The organism is Paenibacillus jepli (assembly GCF_047238105.1).
Taxonomy (GTDB): domain Bacteria; phylum Bacillota; class Bacilli; order Paenibacillales; family Paenibacillaceae; genus Paenibacillus_D.
The window spans coordinates 2,338,013-2,354,823 of the sequence record NZ_JBDFMD010000001.1; the positions used below are offsets into that span (position 1 = coordinate 2,338,013).

Sequence of the window (16,811 nt, forward strand, 5' to 3'; positions counted from 1 at the left end):
TCGGTCCTGTGCTAACTACAATCCTACTCTTAATCGGCATCGGACTGGTGGCGGGGATGTCCGGCTCACTGGTCGGCCTGGGGGGCGGCTTCATCGTGGTCCCCGCTCTCGCCTTCCTGTTCCCGGAGCTGCCGCCGTCCCAGCTGGCCGGGACGTCGATGGCGATGCTGCTGTTCAACTCCATCTCCAGTACCTACGTATACAGCAAGCAGAAGCGGATCGACTATCCAGCCGCGATCCGGTTCGCGCTGGCGGCGATCCCGGGCTCGATCATGGGAGCAATCCTGGCGACGTTGATTACAGGCAAAGCCTTCTTCATCAGCTTCGGATTCTTCCTTATCCTGGTGGCGCTGCTGCTGCTCTTCAAGCCGCGCCGGTCGATCCCGTGGCCGTTCCGCCCCACGGTGCAGCGCAGCTTCATCGATCAGAGCGGAGTGAAGTTCGATTATGCCTATCACATGCCTACCGGCGTCATCGTCAGCTTCCTGGTCGGCTTCCTGGCCAGCCTGTTCGGCGTCGGCGGCGGCAGCCTGATGATCCCGACGATGACGCTGCTGCTCAGCTTTCCTGCCCATATCGCGGTTGCGACCTCGATGCTGCAGATCTTCCTGTCCGCAATCGTCAGTACGGGCACGCATGCGGCGGTGGGCAATATCGACTGGATGATGGTGCTCTGCCTGGCGCCCGGCGCCATCCTCGGCGGCCAGCTCGGCTCCCGGCTGGCGAGACGCTTGCCGGGTCAGCTGCTGCTGAAGATACTGGCAGTCTTCCTCATCATCGTGGCGGTACGACTGATGTTCAGCGGTGGATAGCATGGTTGGAGTCATCATCATCCAATAACACAGTCATGGAGGAACAAAAATATGATCTCAAAAACGATCCAACTGTGGGAAGAAGCGCCCTATGTAAAGCTGCAATGTTATCCGCATCCTGATGCGCAGACGATTCAACCCGGGCCAAAAAGGCCCGCCGTCATCATCTGTCCAGGCGGCGCCTTCCTCGGCACTTCAGACCGGGAAGCCGAGCCGGTAGCCAATCGATTCAATGTCAACGGGATGCACGCCTTCGTCCTGCGATACACGACGTATTATCAGGAGCGGCTGACCAGCCTCGCGGACGCGCCGCCCGGCAATCCGGCCAGTGCGTATCCCCAGCCGCTGCTAGACTTGGCCAAGGCAATGCTCTACGTCCGGCAGCATGCCGGGGAGCTCGGCGTGGACCCGGACCGCATCGCCCTGTGCGGCTTCTCCGCCGGCGGCCATCTGGCGGCCAGTCTGGGCGTGCACTGGGAGTCCGAGCTGCTGCGCGACACCTTAGGTTGCGAGAGCCGTTGGTTCAAACCCAATGCACTCATCCTGGGTTATGCGCTGTTGGACTACGCTGCGATGACCCCGAAACACGACCAGGCGCCGGATCCCGGCAACGCCCGGCTGACTGAGCTGGCTAACCTGGCCGTCTTCGGCAAGCCCGATCCGACACCGGAAGAATACGAGAACTTGAGTCCCGCCCGCTATGTTTCGCCGAGCACACCGCCCACTTTCCTCTGGCACACCCAAGCAGACGGGCTGGTGTATGTGGAGAACTCGCTGCGGTTTGCCGGCGAGCTGGCCAAGCACGGCGTGCCTTTTGACCTGCATATTTTCGAGCAAGGCGATCACGGGCTGGCGCTGGGCGACGAAACATCGGCGAGGGGTCCCGAGCACATCAATGCCCATGCCGCCCGCTGGGTGGACTTGGCTTTTAGCTGGCTGAAGCTCCGATGCTAGCTGTCGAGGCTCCCCTCCCTTCACCACCCTCTTGCTATCTGACCAGAAAAACACCCTCCATCCTACTCATGCGCTGCCATCGCATCCGCCTTCGTCACATGCACTGTCACCTGCGGATGCTCGGGCAGGGCATATATGACGTTCACCTTCAGTCAATAGTCTCTTTACTTAACGATGTATATCCGGAGTTAGAAGGCTTCTCAAAAAAGATCAACGAATCATGTCACAGATCCACAACTTTCTCCATCTTAGTTTATGAAAGATTAAATAGCGAAGGAAGGTATGGTGGATGAAACAATTTGATGTGGCAATCGTTGGTGGAGGTATTGCAGGTTTGGTGGCAGCAATTGAGTTGGCTCAGGCAGGTAAGTCTGTTGTCCTTTTGGAGAAGGCAAGCCAACTTGGTGGTCGGGCAATATCTGTCAATAAAAACGGGGCCAGTTTCAATCTTGGCGGTCATGCAATTGTCAAGGGAGGGTCAGCGGATGAAATCTTTCAAGATTTAGGGATAAGAATTGAAGGGGGATCCCCTTCGGCAAACATATCAGTTCTATGGAACAATAAGGTAACCCCTATTTTTAAATTTATTTTCTCTCAAAACCTGAGCTGGTCGGGTAAAATGGAATTGTTAAAGTTCTTTAGCAAGTTTGTAAAAATCAATGCCGATTCAGTGCCGGCTATCAGTCTGCGGAGTTGGATTGAACAAGAGCTTCGGGATCCGATGGTTCGTCATATCGTTTACGCAATGCTCAGGGTAGGATCGTTCACAAAAGACCCGGATCACCAATTGGCCGGCCCCGTCCTAGGTCATGTAGCACGCACGTCTAAAAAGAATAGCATTGTCTATGTGCAGGGAGGCTGGCAAACCATCGTTGATCAGCTTTACGAAAAAGCAGATCGGGCAGGCGTCTCCATGATGACAGGAACAAACGTAACGAAAATTGAGCATGATGGGACTGTTCGTAAAATAAGGTTTGCAGACGGCAAGGAGATGGACATCACGCATGTGATTTCCGCCACCCCACCCACAGTTACCTCTCGGCTCTTGGGAGATGTGGGATGTAAGTCGGTTTTACGTTGGAAAGAACAGGCTCGTGTGATTGTGGCGGCTTGTTTGGATCTTTCTTTGAAGCGGCTTCCCGTATCAAATCGATTTGCAGTTTTGGGTGTTGATCAACCCATATACTTCGTTAATCAATCGAAATTCACTCGACTAAGTGAAGATGGCACTCCGGTGGTGAGCATTATTAAACATAATGGCACTGGTGGAACGGATGCAAAGGCTGACGAACGATTCCTCGAACAGATGATGGACTTGATCCAACCGGACTGGAAGAAGGAAGTCATCGCAAGGCAGTACCTCCCCAGTATGGTTGTAGCCCACGACTATATGCACATAGGCAGGGAAGATCGATTTCCGGGTCCAGCCGTACCTGAGATTGCTGGGCTTTATGTGGCGGGAGAGTGGGCCAGCCACGGAGAGCTGTTGTCAGATGCTGCCGCGGCAAGCGGAAGACGTGCTGCTCGGTGTGTGTTAATGGATATGGAGGCAGGCCGTAAGTCTGGCAGGGAAGCAATTGTAGTGTGAGTAACAGGAAGAAAGCAGGTGTTAAACATCTTGGAAAACATCGAAACAGAACAATTATATTCCGAGTACAAACCACTATTGTTCTCCCTTGCTTACCGTATGCTGGGCAGTGTTATGGATGCAGAAGATATTGTCCAGGAAACCTTTTTAACAGTATATAAATCTGGTTTAGACCACATTCAAAATATGAAAGCATACATGTGCAAAATCGTAACGAACCGCTGTCTCGAACTGCTTCGTACTACAAGCAAACAACGGGAAGTCTATATCGGGACCTGGCTGCCTGAACCGCTCGTGACAAATGCGAGTGATGAAACGGATCCGATGCAATCCTACTTGCAGAAGGAATCGCTATCGACTGCTTACTTGCTGTTGTTGCAGCAATTATCTTATATGGAGCGAGCCGTATTCTTGCTGCGCGAGGCAATGCAGTACGATTATGAAGAAATTGCCGACATCGTTGGCAAGAGCAGTGCTAACTGCCGGCAACTATTTCATCGAGCTAAACGCAGTCTTAATGCAAAATATGATCCGGATCATCTGGATCACTTAGATCGTGAGCAAACCACCAACTTGGTGGAGCAATTCATGTCTGCTCTTACTTCAGGTGACGCGGCGCAAATCATGAAATGCCTATCGACTGACGCGGTACTCTTCACAGATGGGGGTGGCAAAGTAAAAGTACTACCGCAACCCCTTCATGGGAATTTACGAATCTCCAACATTATGGCGGTTTATTTTAAAAAACACCCTTGGAGCTATACTTACCGTAACACTTTGGTAAATGGCCTGCCTGGAATCGTCGTATATATAGATGAAAAAACGTTGACTGTCATTTCATTCAAGGTTCTGGATGGCCAACTTGTTAATCTCTACATTGTTGCAAACCCCGATAAATTGACACATGTGCATTAGTGAGCATGAATGCCTTGACACAAAAACAGAAGGTATCATTTATTATACGAATCAAACTTGAATCGGCGTCGACCCTTGTGTGCATATCGGGACCACACCAAGACTCGAGCTTCGCGTAGTAGCCCTGGCCGGCGGTATCATCAAGACGTTCATCTCCAAGGAGAAGCTGGCCGAGCAGCCTGGCGGCGGTTACCGTCATGTCCAGAAACAGCGGGGACGCTGCGAGCATGTATTTGCAGAGGCCAAAAACAACCATGGACTGGACCGTGCCAAAAGCCGGGGGCTCGATCCATTCCAAACGTATGAGATCTCCACTTGATCGGCTTCAAGGTCAAACCCCTGTAGCTGATCTTGCTGCAACGATTGGCGGCTCTTCTGAGGATGGTTTCCACAATCAGCACTGTTTCCCTCTTATCATTTTCCCCCCTCCTCTCCTGCATCCTTGCCTACCTGCTCTTGATCAGCAACCCTACGGCTTCCTGCACCATCTTGCTAGTATCGCCGCCATTCTCCTGCTCCTCGCGGATACACTGCTCCAGATTGACCGCTACCACGAGCGCCATCGTCTTATCGACGGCGCTGCGCACGGCAGAGAGCTGGCTGACGACGTCCTTGCAATCTTTTCTCTCTTCCATCATTTTCAGGACCCCGCGGACCTGGCCTTCTACCCGGCGCAAGCGCCGCTTCATATCATCATCATACGTCATCATAAGTCTTCTCTCCCCCGATACCTGGATAGGTATAGTATAACCCGGGAGGGGGGGCCGGGATCAAATAAATAAATTCACCTTTGCATCCGACGCATCCCCCAGATACGCCGCCACGCCAGCATACTCCAGTCCATCCAGCAGCTCTTCCTGCTGGAGCCCCAGCAGATCCATCGTCATCGTACAGGCCACCAGCTTCACGCCTTGCTCGCGGGCGAGCTCGATCAGCTGCGGCAGCGTGAGGGCATTGTGCTTCTTCATCACATGCTTGATCATCTTCGGACCCATGCCCGCAAAATTCATCCTGGAGAGGCCCAGCTTGTTTGCGCCGCGAGGCATCATCCAGCCGAACATCTTCTCCAGCAAGCCCTTTTTCACTTGCACCAGCTCGTCTTTACGCAGCGTATTGAGTCCCCAGAACGTGAAGAAGATCGTCACCTCATGATCATAGGCCGCCGCACCGTTGGCAATAATAAATGCTGCAATCGCTTTGTCCAGCTCTCCGCTGAACAAAACAATCGTCGATTTTTCCTTCTCCATCCTCTTTCTCACCCCTTCTTCACTAGAAAGATAAAGATCCCATTCTCTTCTTTGGCTGCAATGAGCTCATGCCTGGACTGATGAACCCACGCTTTGAAATCGCTCATTGCCCCTTTATCCGTCGTGTGCAGCTCCATCGTCTGTCCGCTTTGCAGAGCGTCGATTCCTTTTTTCGCCTTCACAATCGGCATGGGACATGCCAGTCCTTTTGCATCTACAATGATATCTGCCATCATTGTTGGCCTCCTTTGAAATGTGTTCGTTCGTGTGTGAATGATTCTCTGCATGGAAACGCACCCCGGTTACTCGTCCCGCTCCACAGGCCCTTCCCACGACGACATGCCCGGCACCACATTGATCACCTTCGCATAACCCCGTTCGGCCATTAACTGACAGGCGAGATCGCTCCGGCTTCCCGTCCGGCACACGACCACATACGTTTCCTCCTTCGGCAGGGTAACCAGCTGCTCCTCAAGGGTGCCGAGCGGTACCGAGATCGCGCCGGGGATCCGCTGGAAGTTGTATTCCGCCGGTTCCCTGACATCCAGCAGACGAAACGCTTCGCCCGCCTGCAGCTTTTGATTCAGCTGATCATTGCTAATGACTGCCGGATGCTGCCGTGTCTCGGACCCCTTCTCCGGGTCCGAGGCTTTGCGCAGGAAGTGACGGAGGATGCCTGCCTCTTCCTTCAAGCCAAGATAGTGATGGCCTGTCCGGCCCGCCCAGCTCTGCAGATCAGCCACCGATCCCTTGTCCGTGGCCCGCACCTCCAGCACCTCGCCGCCTTTCATCTCTTCCATCGCTTTCTTCGTCTTCACGATCGGCATCGGGCAAGCCAGGCCCTCGCAATCCACGATCCGATTCGTTTGAATGTCTGCTGTCATCTGAAGCACTCCTCCCCTGGTCCACATCATATCTATATCCATACTGCCTCCTCCCGCTTTATACCCACCGGGGTATTAAGCTGTGCAAAAAAAAGCACTTAAAGATAATAAACTTTACTTGTCATGCACGGCACAGCGATTCGGTCCCAGCTCCATCGCCTGCTGCTCCTCAGCTTCCGGCTCCAAGAGCCCCATATTCGTCCGACGGATCTCCTGATAGGCGTTCGGCTGCGGCGGCAGCTTCCCCGTCACCTCTGCCCGGAACGCTGTCTCGCTCCCTATGCTCAGACCCGGATTGCTGGCGTACAAATCGCCCAGGCGAGCCGCGACCCGGCCAGCCTCGCCCAGCTCCCCCGTCTGGCCGAAATGGGCGGGCAAGACGATCAGATCCTCCGACAAGCTACGGTACGTCTTATACAGTGTCGTTCGAAGATCTGCCACCCAATCCTCCGCCTTCCCGGCCAGGTCCGGTCGTCCGATGGAAGCGACGAATAGTATGTCCCCGCTAAGCAAATACTGATCATCAACAATAAGGGACGTACTGCCGATCGTGTGCCCTGGCGAGTAAACCGGCTGAATGTGAATGTGCGAGCTTCCGACCCTGATCTCCTTGCCTTCTTCTAGAGGCGCGTAGTCAAACGCGACTTCGGTTGCGTCCTTCGGCGGCAGCCAGTAGGTCGCGCCAGCCTTCTCTGCCAGCACCCGTCCCCCCGAGATATGATCGGCGTGCAGATGCGTGTCCAGCGTGTGCACGATCCTCGCACCCTTCTCGCGGGCGAACTGCTCGAACACGTCAGTCATGCGCAAGGTGTCGATCATCGCCGCTTCCCCGCCCGAGAGCACCATGTAGGACAGGCAGCCCTTGCCGATGCGGACGAACTGGTAAAGCTCGCCGCCATCCCGCAGATCGCCGATCTTGACAGGCTCCAGATGCTCGCTCCAGGCTCGCATACCGCCTTGCAAATAGTGGACGCGGCTGCTGCCTGCTTCAACAAGCTGCTCTGCCACGAAGATGGATGAACCTTCCTTGGCGCATACAACGAGTACGTCCTTGTCATTCGGGATACGATCCAGCGCCTCTCCCACCCCGTCCAGCAGATCAAAGTAAGGGATGTTCAAGCTCTCCGTCTGTCCGCCTTCGATTCTCCAGTTGCCGTATTCTGCTTCGTTGCGGACATCCAGGATAAAAAGCTCGTCACTTGCGAGAATCTTCTTCGTCAATTGTTGTGCTGTCATAGCTTGGATCGTAGGGGATGCCATGGTTAATTCCCTCCTGTAATCAAGATATATACCCATAGGGGTATTATTTCAAGAAAATTATATACCCCGTAGGGTATATGGTCATAATATATGGTTTGTTATCTCCTGTCAACTGCCTCTCTCAGCAAGGTGAGACGGCTGTCGCCTAACAGTTTCGCAAAGCAAAACTAGCTTCGTATGCACACGGCGCAGCGCATTTCATTTCGAAGAAGCCGGTTCGGCAAAGAATATACGAACGCTCGCTGAACGCCCATTAACTAAAGTCAAAAGTACAACTAAATTTCCAAGTTTCACGGATGATGAGGCTCTCAACGTCAAAAGTACAGTTAATTAATCAAAAATTTCCTTTATTATCCACTTTCCCGAGAATTAACTGCACTTTTGTCTTTAAACCCACCTTTTAAGCTTTTTCTACTGTTGTTAGTTGTACTTTTGTCTCTATGAACAGCAATTTGGAGCTACATCGCCGCCGCTACCCTCCATAGCGACAATGCGAGGCAGCTCCTCACTTACCGAGACACATGTAGATCAGCAAACTTTTCTGCAGAGCACGGTGAAACGGCTGTCGCCTAACAGTTTTGCAAAGCAAAACTAGCTTCGCAAGCACGCGGCACAGCGCGTTTCATTCCGGAGAAAGATAAGCGAAGTTGATGAGGATTACCGCTCCGCTCAGATCACGTCAAGCTGCTCCCGGTGCGGGAGTTCCGGGTGCGGCTGATGCGGCTCCGTCTGGTACCAGAATGCGACGGACGCGATATCATCCTGCAGGGGCAGATATTTGCCGCCGTGCGAACGCCAGCCCAGCGCCTGCACTGTCACACGGAAGTCTGTTTCGAACCGGATCGGATCCATCACATGCCAGCGGTACATGCCAAAACGCTGGTTCGCGCGGTAGAGTCCATCCGACTTAATATGCTGATGCATGCCCAGGTACGGCGTCGAATAGGTTACATACTTGCCATCCATATCCCAGTTCCAGGCCCCGCCAAAATAATCCTCCAGTCCCGTGCCGCAGATCGTCGGGAAGTCCGTGTCGCCATCCATATAACACTTGACCTCGCCTTCTCCCCACCAATTATTGCTGTTCACCTGCCAGGCCAGATAGGTGCCTACATAATGGCCTTTGCCTTTGATGCCGTCGATGATCGTATGCACATCCATATAGGCCAATGGGTTGCTGCGCCGCCACTGTGCATGGAAGTAAGCCATATCCTCCGGCACCTCGGTCAACGTATAGTTTACTTGGTAATACAGAACGCTTCGGACAAGCCCCACGTTCTCCATCGTAATCTTCGCTTTCTTGCGGAACGGCATCTCCCAGTAGCTGTTGAAGCCATTGGCCGGATTCACAGAGACCGGCAGCGAGTTGACCAGACTGCGTTCGCACCACCCGTTGCAGAAGAAGTCGCCCACTGGCACCTTGACCGAAGGCTCCGTCTCATCGTCCCAGTAGATGTTCAAGATCAGGCTCCGCCAGTTCTCCACCGGACAGGTCAGCCACAGATGCTGGATAACGCCCGGGCCGTCCATCTCTGCCATCGTAAACGTCGTGCCCGGTTCAACCTGCACACATGGCGATATCTTCCAGCCTTGACCCAGCGTGCCGGAAGGCGCCAGGCCCTCACCTTCGAGGGCCATGCCGCCCTTGCCCTTCTCGCCTGTGAAGTTCTCCGGCGATATCGAACGCGATACGGCGTTTGATAACCGGGCCAGATTGCCCAGCCCCATGCCGATTCCATTAAATTCGCTTGTCATAATTTACAACCTCCATTTATTCATTTTCGTTGAGCGCCCTCAGGTCTCGACTTAGCTTGTACAACGTCATTATAGCTTGCAGCAGAGCGGGATAGCTTTAGCAATTGTCCGGTTTCTTTTATCAATTATTTAGCAGCTGGCGATACTGCCAAAGAGGAATTTCATAGACAGGAACATGTACGAAGGCGCTTCCATGCTTTACAATAAATGATGACCAGGCTTCTGTACGATGAACTTAGGAGATGAACCATTCATGAGCTTAACAACCATGCATAGATTATCGCCCTATGTGCGCGTGGCTATGAATCATCGGCTGCAGCCGGGAACGATGATTGCCGAGCGGATGATCTGGGATTACGAGCTGCTGTATGTGAAGCAGGGTACCCTGGAGATCGAGCTGGAGCATACGACTTACGAAGCCACCGCAGGCGATGTGATGCTGTTCAAGCCCGGACAGCGCCATGCCATCCGGGTCCTTGGCGAGACGCCGGTAGACCAGCCCCACATTCATTTTGACCTGATCGAGCAGCCTGACAGCGCCACGGTGCCTATCTCCTTCCGGCATGCGCGGGAGATGAGCCATGAAGAAAAAGGCTGGTTTCGCGAGGATCTGCTGTCCGGTCCCGACATGGAGCTGCCGTGGCGTATAAACCTGCGATCGATAACGCCATTCGAGGACCGTTTGTTTCGAATCATACGCGAGTATGAGATGCAGCTTCCGTTCTATCATGCGCGATTGAAAGGGCTGATGCTGGAGATGCTTGTCTTCCTGCTGAGGGATTCATACACCCCTATGCCCTTGGGTGCAGACAACAGTATCGATCAATTGACGGAGATTCAACACTACATGAACACCCATGCCAATCGCGAGATGACGCTTGATGAGCTTGCCGGGAGATTCCATCTGAGCAAGCACCGACTCATCCAGCTCTTCAAGTCCGTTTATGGCAGTACACCGATTCATTATCATCAGAAGATGCGGCTCGAGCGCGGCAAAAACATGTTGAAGTTCACGCAGCTCTCAGTTCAGGAAATCTCGGATGCGCTTGGCTTCCCCAGCATCCATGCCTTCAGCCGCGCGTTCAAAAATAAAGAAGGCCGCAGCCCCACCGCTTACCGGGCAGCAGCCTTGTCGTCCGACCACAGACTTGGACAGCATCCGCAGCCTTGATGCGAGGCTTCACTCCTCCCGCTCCCGGTGTTTGTCCGCATACGCCTCGCGGTATTCCTGGGGGGACATGCCGTAGTGCTCCTTGAACACCTTGATAAAATAAGGTGCGCTCCGGTAGCCAAGTGAGGCGGCGATCTCATAAACCTTGCTGTGGCTCGTCTTCAAACGATGGGCGGCTTTGTCCATGCGCAGCCGGTACAAATAATCGCTGACCGATTCGCCGGTCTGGGACTTGTACACCTTGGCCATGTAGACCGGGTGCAGATACACGTGCTCAGCGATCGCCGCCAGCGTAACATTGCCCGAGATGCGTTGCTCGACAATCTCCCGGACGGCCTCGACGATCGAATGCCGATCCAGCTTGGTGTCATCCTCCATATCCGCGCGCATCCGCTCCAGCGTCTGCAGCGCCCATGTCTTGCACTGGCCGATCGGCCGCAGATGCTTGCCAAAAAATAAATGCTCGTAGTCGGGACGGATGACATCGTGCAGCGCTTTGCCGTTTTTGTGGGCCAGCTGGGAATAGGCCGCATAGATGACATACATGACCTCGCGAAGATGCTCTTGCGACTCCGGGAAATTCCGTCCCAGCTCATCGAATATGCCCTCCAGCTTGTCTGATGCCGCCCTCCACCGGCCCGACTCCAGCAAGGTGATGAGGAGCGGAGGCTCGTACAGCGTGGCAATCGAGTAGATCGGCCCGTCATTTCGAAGACCGTCCACCGTAAGATAGAACCCCTGATCGCCCCCCGCTTGCTTGCGGACCGATACGAGCAGCTGCTCGTAGATTCCCCGAAGCTCAACGGGAAAACGTCCCCACCTCCCGACAGCAATCGAGATCTGTCCTTTCAGATAGGTCTGCACATTTTGCTGCAGCTGCAGCGACAATCGCTCCAGCCTCATCTGACCGTCCTCCGCCGCCGGCTCGAGCGGACTGAGCGCGATGATCAGGTAATCATGCCGGTCTTTGCACGACCACAGATGAAACTCCCCCTGTGCAAGCTCCTCGGCGATATTGCCGACGGCAAACTCAAACAGAGAGAGGCTCTGCACGCCGTAAGCGGAGAACCCTTCCTCGAGCCGGATCAGCATGAGGGCCGCCGGTTCGCCGGACACGAACGGGATGCGGAGGGCAGTCAACTTTTCCTCCAGTCCGGATTCCTCCTGCCAACGTCCTTCCAGCAGCTCCAGCAGCAATTCGTTGCGCAGGAGCGGGAGATTCTCCTCCAGCGTTTTTTCGATCCGGCGGCGCGACAGATGCTCCTCCCATTCCGTCCGCAGCTTCTGCTGGACCCGCCGGATCACGCGGAAGAGATCCTGGTCATCCACCGGCTTGAGCAGGTAGTCCTCGATTCCGAAGCGGATCGCATCTTTGGCGTATTCGAACTGCGCATGCCCCGAGATCAGCACGCATTTGACATGCTTCCACCGGTCCTCGATCGCCTGCACCAGCACCAGGCCGTCCTCTTCCGGCATCTGGATATCCGTTATGACCAGGTCGATCGATTGGCGCTTCAGGATATGCAGCGCCTCCTCACAAGAGAAGGCCTTATGGATCGCGTCGATCTCCAGATTCGCCTCGGCGATGGAGAGCGACAAGGCCTCCACCGCCGCTTCCTCGTCGTCTACAATTAACAAATTAAACATCTGCCTGCCTCCTGCTCCATTCCAGCGTGACCCGAAGGCCTCCTCCATCCGCTTTGGCGATCTGCAATCCCGCCCCTTCGCCAAACAGGTTCACCAGCCGCTGATGCACATTCCATACGCCATAGCCCATATCCTCCCGAAGCGGCCGGTTCAGCGAAGCCTCGAATTGCCGCAGCCGCTCGTCGTCCATGCCGCCTCCATTGTCCTCGACGAGCAACCGGAACCGCTCCGGGCCCACCTCGCCTTTCACCCGCAGCACCCCTTCTTTCTTCTGCTTCTCCAGACCGTGGATCAAGGCATTCTCCACAATCGGCTGCACGATGAGCCGCGGCACTTCCGTGTCCAGCATCTCTTCGGGCACGTCGATCTGGAAGCGGATCCGGCTCATCCGCATCGACTGGATGTGCAGATAATTTCTCACCAGCTCCATCTCCTCGCGCAAGGGCGCGATCGGATTGTCCACCCGTGTCACGTACCGGTAATACGTGCCCAGACTGACCGCCATGGAGATCACCGCCTTGTCGTCGCCGAGGATCGTCATATTGCGGATGAAATGAAGGCAATTGTACAGAAAGTGCGGATTGATCTGGGATTGCAGCTGCTTCAGCTCCGCTTCCTTGGCCCGCAGCTCCTCCACATAGACCTTCTGGATCAATTGCCGGATCTGGGCGACCATGTCATTGAACCGCTCCATGACGAAGCCGAATTCATTGCGGGGCTTCATCTGGATGTGAACCGAGAAATCTCCCCGCTTCAAGCGCTGCAGGCTTGACACCAATTCCTTCAAAGGCAATCGGATGTGGAGGTACAGCAAATAAGAGGCAACCAGGCCGAGTACCAACAGAAGTGTTGTCGAGAGGTAGAAGTTCCGGTTTGTCTGCTTGATCGGCAGCAGCAACTGCTCCAGGGAAAGATAGTCTACTACGACCCAGCCCATCCAATCCGAGCGCATCGTCATAACCAGGTCCTCATCGAGGTGAAAGATGGAGCTGCGGCTTGAATAGGTGGCGCGATGATCCTGGATGTAGCCGGCAATTCCCGACACCCGTTCCATATCCGCTGTCCGGTTGGCAATGATGCCATGCTCGGGATGATACAAAAAGGGATCGCCCTCCCCGCTTCGCTTGTAATTGTCCAGATACGAAATCAGCGTGCCTTCGTTGAATCCGGTTTCTACTACGACATTGGCACGGTCCACATTCGCATAGCCGGTAATCGGATAAACTGTGTAGCGCACAAAGCGATTGGGCAGCCCCTCTCTCTGCTCGTATTGCCATCCCGGTTCAAGCGGCCCTTCAGCAAGTGTGGGCATGCCGGTCAGACCCGGACGAAAGGAAACCGCATGCCCCTCGGAAGGGGCATATACCGACAGGTGATCGATCCAATCCAGAGTCGCTGCCTGCATGACCAGCTTGTTCATGATCGACTTTTTCGACTCTACCCGGCTGTATTCGCTCTCATAGTTCGACAGATAGGCAAGTTCGCGGATGGACTGGTCATTGCTCAGGATAAAACCGCTTTGCGCAAGCTCGTCAATTTTAGCCGTCAACTGATTAAGGAAAAAATCAAATTTGCTGAATTGCGCTTCTTCAATCTTTTCTTGCAGCACATTGACCGAGACACGGTTCGAGTACGTATACATCAAGACAACCGGAATCAAAAGCATCATAATAATCGCCACCACTTTTGAAAACACATTGTTTTGAAAATGAGTCATACCCGAACCTCCCAATTCGCGCTGCTAGCTGCCGCCGAAGCTGTATACCGACACTTTGAGGACAGTCGGTGTCGTTCCCAGATGCACGATGCCCTCATCTCCGTTCATGCGCCTTCCCTTGGTCCAGGAGCCATCTGCTTCGTACCGGCCCTCGTCGATCGCCAGATAATCCACATGCGGCGGATCGCCTGGTCTAGACTGGAATGTCACTCGGAAGCCATGGCCGGCGATGATATATTCATACGGCGACTCAGCAATCAGAATCCCTGCTCCCGGATAAGCTTCCGGCTTCGCCAAGTCATTCAGGAAGCTGACGTTTAATAAATAGCCGCCGAGCGCTACGGTTTGACCGTCTTTTCCGTGCTGCTGCACAATCCCCGTCATCTGCCCCGTGCCGGCGTATCGGGCAATCAGCGGCGTCATGCGTTCAAGCATCCGGTAGCTGGGGGCGAGCATGTCCCCCACATCCTCGCCGAGCACCGCTTCGGCGTGCTGCTTCAGCACATCCTGCACGATCTCTCCAACCGGCGGCTGCTCCCTGGAACCGATACTCTCGATCCCGAAGGGAGCGAATCCGAGTGCATCATGCTTGCCGATCGCATAGAAGACGTTGGCCGCCGCCCACCGGTCGCGCCGCGCCTCCGGGATGAACAGCGGATTGCCGCAGCGTGTATAGGACGCGCACTCCGCCGGGAAGTCCGAGAGGTAGATATCCGGAGCAAAAAAAGCGATGCTTGGCGCAGCCGCCCGCCACACCTCGAACATATGCGAGGCTGGTCCTCCGCTCGGATAATTGCCAGGCGCCTCTCCTTCACTCTGCACCCCCCAGGCGTTGACAAACATCGGCAAGGGATACGCCGCGATGCCTGCAGCCGCGACCTGTTCAATATATCCGGCCATATGCCAGCACATGAACACTTCCTCAGCCCGCTCACCGAATACCGTCTTCCAATCTCCTTCCGTCTTGTCTCCCGCACGTGCCCAGGCCTCGCTCAGTTCCGGACTGAGCGCAGGTCTGCCCTTCTCGAGAGCCTTCACCAGCTCTGTCGGAACCTCGCTGCGAAATGCCTGCTCGGCCGCCTCGCTGTAGTCCCGCGGAGAACCGAGCAAGCCGACTTCATTCTCGACCTGTACAAGGATGACCGTACGATGCCGGCTGTCCGCCTGTCGCACATGCGCCATCAGCGCGGCAAATGCTTTGGCGTCGGCCTGGCGCGCTGCTTCCGAGAAGCAGGACACCGTCCGGGTGATCGTACCGTTCTGCAGCTGCATCCTCGGGAACCGGACCGGATCGGTCTTCACCCATGCCGGCACATACGTAGAAGATCCATTCTTCCACGTTCCGAACCAGAGGAGCACCAGGCGCAGTCCGTGCCTTCGCGCACCGTCCAACAAGCCGTCCACCAAAGAAAAATCAAAAGCCCCTTCCACCGGCTCTACTAGCTCCCAGCATACAGGCATGATAGCTGTATTGCAATGAAGATCACTCAGCTTTCCCCAGATGGGCTCCATATATGCAAGCGAGGAGGAGCTCGAGTTATGCACTTCTCCAGCAAGTGCGATGAACGGCTTGCCGTCCACCAGCAGCCGGACAGCCGGTCCGGTGCGATCCAGGCTCGGTATCGGTTGATTATCGATCATTATGAATGCCTCCTTCATGTTCCCCCGCAACAGAATAGACATCCTGCCGATGCCCTTCCATCCGATTGCCGGTGTGATGGCAAGAAGCGCCCGATTGCAGCACGATGGCATAGGCTTGACCCTGCGGCTTGGTACTCCGTATCGTATTGCCGACGATCTCCCAGTCCCTGGTGACACCCTCCATATAAAATCCGGCGCCTTCACCGCGCCCGTTGTCCTCCACCGTATTGGACAGGAACCGGTTGCGATGGGCCCCGTTCCCCTCCGTCTCCGGTCGCGCGTAGATCCCGTGGCCGCCATTGCCACTCACCAGATTCTCCGCAAACAGATTGTCCGTATCCTGATGACCGATCGAGATGCCGTGTCTGGCATTGCCAAGGAATTTGTTGCCCTGGATGGTGGCTTCCTGCACCATCCAGCACACGAACAAGCCGTCCTCCGTATTGTCCCTGCATGTGCAAGTCAAGATGCGGCTGCCTGTCGACCGGGAACCGGGGTGCAGACCGGAGCCTGCGCAGCCCGTCACTTCGCAGTCCACCACGTCGACGTTTTCCGTCGCCTGCCAACTGATCCCATCCCCGCCGAAGGCCCGGACTGTCACATTGGCGATTCGGGCCTTCTTCACACCGAAGAGATACACGCCGCCGCCGCGGCAGCCGCCGATATAGCCGTTATTCTCCCGGTTTCCATCCAGGACCAGGTCGCAGATGGTCACTTGCTCCGCATCGACGGCCTCGATCATCGAACAGGCACTCAGAGCAAGCCCTTCCTGCCCCCGCTCATAGTTATTTGCCAACCGCCGATCCAGATACAGCCGGTTGCGCTCCACCCTCGTGATCACAGCAGTTGATTCTTCCCACCCGTAGGGACGGAGATTGTCTCGCACCAGGAGCCCCATGCCGGGCCGAAACAAGCTCCCGTCCTCCACATCGACCCATAGCTGTCCGAATCCGGGGTCGATAGCCAGGCGCGACTGCACTCCGTCCGTTTTGCGTAATAGTGTGGCTTCCCCGCTGCCCGCGAGGGTGATATGACTGGCCAGTCGGACCGGAGCATCGATCTCGAACACGCCCGGCATCAGCTTCACCGTCCCCCCGCCGCGATGCGCCAATGCATCCACGGCCAATTGAATCGCTTTGCCCGTAAGACCACGGATATCGGCCTGGTCCCCGCCGACTGTTACGAGCCCATGATGTGTCTGCAGCCCTTCCTTATTCATC

At 55.2% G+C, this 16,811-nt stretch carries 16 protein-coding genes and 1 pseudogene; 6 read left to right on the forward strand and 11 right to left on the reverse strand.

Going from position 1 to position 16,811, the window contains the following annotated elements; genetic code table 11:
- Positions 1 to 8: 8 nt before the first annotated feature.
- Both ABC336_RS10320 and ABC336_RS10325 read left to right on the forward strand, forming a co-directional pair.
- Entirely contained in the window at positions 9 to 812 is an 804-nt protein-coding gene (locus ABC336_RS10320; RefSeq protein WP_413238589.1) for a sulfite exporter TauE/SafE family protein, read from the forward strand.
- Positions 813 to 863: 51 nt separating this feature from the next.
- Complete coding sequence (locus ABC336_RS10325; RefSeq protein ID WP_413238590.1) at positions 864 to 1,766, forward strand: alpha/beta hydrolase; 903 nt, start codon at positions 864 to 866, stop codon at positions 1,764 to 1,766.
- Between the two features lie 62 nt (positions 1,767 to 1,828).
- On the opposite strand, the pseudogene ABC336_RS10330 reads toward ABC336_RS10325, so the two are convergent.
- Positions 1,829 to 1,918 (reverse strand): annotated as a pseudogene (locus tag ABC336_RS10330) (cupin domain-containing protein); the annotation flags it as partial.
- A 137-nt stretch (positions 1,919 to 2,055) separates the two neighbouring features.
- Here ABC336_RS10330 and ABC336_RS10335 point away from each other — a divergent pair.
- The 3 genes from ABC336_RS10335 (at position 2,056) to ABC336_RS10345 (ending at position 4,588) form a co-directional block, all read left to right on the forward strand.
- Positions 2,056 to 3,354: a phytoene desaturase family protein gene (locus ABC336_RS10335; RefSeq protein ID WP_413238591.1), complete on the forward strand. Its 1,299-nt coding sequence runs from the start codon at positions 2,056 to 2,058 to the stop codon at positions 3,352 to 3,354.
- 30 nt (positions 3,355 to 3,384) lie between these two features.
- On the forward strand, positions 3,385 to 4,269 hold the full coding sequence (locus ABC336_RS10340) for an RNA polymerase sigma-70 factor (RefSeq protein ID WP_413238592.1): 885 nt from the start codon (positions 3,385 to 3,387) through the stop codon (positions 4,267 to 4,269).
- Positions 4,270 to 4,348: 79 nt separating this feature from the next.
- Positions 4,349 to 4,588: a hypothetical protein gene (locus tag ABC336_RS10345; RefSeq protein ID WP_413242662.1), complete on the forward strand. Its 240-nt coding sequence runs from the start codon at positions 4,349 to 4,351 to the stop codon at positions 4,586 to 4,588.
- Between the two features lie 127 nt (positions 4,589 to 4,715).
- Here the strand turns inward: ABC336_RS10345 and ABC336_RS10350 are convergent, their stop codons facing one another.
- The 6 genes from ABC336_RS10350 to ABC336_RS10375 all read right to left on the reverse strand — a co-directional run bounded on the left by ABC336_RS10350 (position 4,716) and on the right by ABC336_RS10375 (position 9,415).
- Positions 4,716 to 4,976 carry a metal-sensitive transcriptional regulator gene (locus ABC336_RS10350; RefSeq protein ID WP_413242481.1) on the reverse strand — a complete coding sequence of 87 codons (261 nt, stop codon included), beginning with the start codon at positions 4,974 to 4,976 and terminating at the stop codon, positions 4,716 to 4,718.
- A gap of 63 nt (positions 4,977 to 5,039) precedes the next feature.
- On the reverse strand, positions 5,040 to 5,516 hold the full coding sequence (locus tag ABC336_RS10355) for a DsrE/DsrF/DrsH-like family protein (RefSeq protein ID WP_413238593.1): 477 nt from the start codon (positions 5,514 to 5,516) through the stop codon (positions 5,040 to 5,042).
- 8 nt (positions 5,517 to 5,524) lie between these two features.
- The gene (locus ABC336_RS10360) at positions 5,525 to 5,749 is read right to left on the reverse strand and encodes a sulfurtransferase TusA family protein (protein WP_413242482.1); all 225 of its coding nucleotides are present in this window, start codon (positions 5,747 to 5,749) and stop codon (positions 5,525 to 5,527) included.
- A gap of 69 nt (positions 5,750 to 5,818) precedes the next feature.
- On the reverse strand, positions 5,819 to 6,400 hold the full coding sequence (locus ABC336_RS10365; RefSeq protein WP_413238594.1) for a sulfurtransferase TusA family protein: 582 nt from the start codon (positions 6,398 to 6,400) through the stop codon (positions 5,819 to 5,821).
- 114 nt (positions 6,401 to 6,514) lie between these two features.
- Positions 6,515 to 7,660, reverse strand: coding sequence for an MBL fold metallo-hydrolase (locus ABC336_RS10370; protein ID WP_413238595.1), 1,146 nt, complete (start codon positions 7,658 to 7,660; stop codon positions 6,515 to 6,517).
- Between the two features lie 669 nt (positions 7,661 to 8,329).
- Entirely contained in the window at positions 8,330 to 9,415 is a 1,086-nt protein-coding gene (locus ABC336_RS10375) for a glycoside hydrolase family 172 protein (RefSeq protein ID WP_413238596.1), read from the reverse strand.
- 253 nt (positions 9,416 to 9,668) lie between these two features.
- Here ABC336_RS10375 and ABC336_RS10380 point away from each other — a divergent pair, with 253 nt between their 5' ends.
- Positions 9,669 to 10,586 carry a helix-turn-helix domain-containing protein gene (locus ABC336_RS10380; protein ID WP_413238597.1) on the forward strand — a complete coding sequence of 306 codons (918 nt, stop codon included), beginning with the start codon at positions 9,669 to 9,671 and terminating at the stop codon, positions 10,584 to 10,586.
- Between the two features lie 9 nt (positions 10,587 to 10,595).
- Here ABC336_RS10380 and ABC336_RS10385 read toward each other — a convergent pair whose 3' ends face one another.
- The 4 genes from ABC336_RS10385 to ABC336_RS10400 are packed head-to-tail and all read right to left on the reverse strand — an operon-like array spanning position 10,596 to position 16,810.
- Positions 10,596 to 12,233, reverse strand: coding sequence for a response regulator (locus ABC336_RS10385; protein WP_413238598.1), 1,638 nt, complete (start codon positions 12,231 to 12,233; stop codon positions 10,596 to 10,598).
- Positions 12,226 to 13,950, reverse strand: a complete 1,725-nt coding sequence (locus ABC336_RS10390) for a sensor histidine kinase (protein WP_413238599.1) — start codon at positions 13,948 to 13,950, stop codon at positions 12,226 to 12,228. Before ABC336_RS10390 ends, ABC336_RS10385 begins: the two co-directional genes overlap by 8 nt.
- Positions 13,951 to 13,974: 24 nt before the next feature.
- Positions 13,975 to 15,591 (reverse strand): GH35 family beta-galactosidase, encoded by a 1,617-nt coding sequence (locus ABC336_RS10395; protein ID WP_413238600.1) that lies wholly within the window; start codon positions 15,589 to 15,591, stop codon positions 13,975 to 13,977.
- Positions 15,581 to 16,810 (reverse strand): right-handed parallel beta-helix repeat-containing protein, encoded by a 1,230-nt coding sequence (locus ABC336_RS10400; protein ID WP_413238601.1) that lies wholly within the window; start codon positions 16,808 to 16,810, stop codon positions 15,581 to 15,583. The genes ABC336_RS10395 and ABC336_RS10400 overlap by 11 nt, the downstream gene beginning before the upstream one ends.
- Position 16,811: the final 1 nt, after the last annotated feature.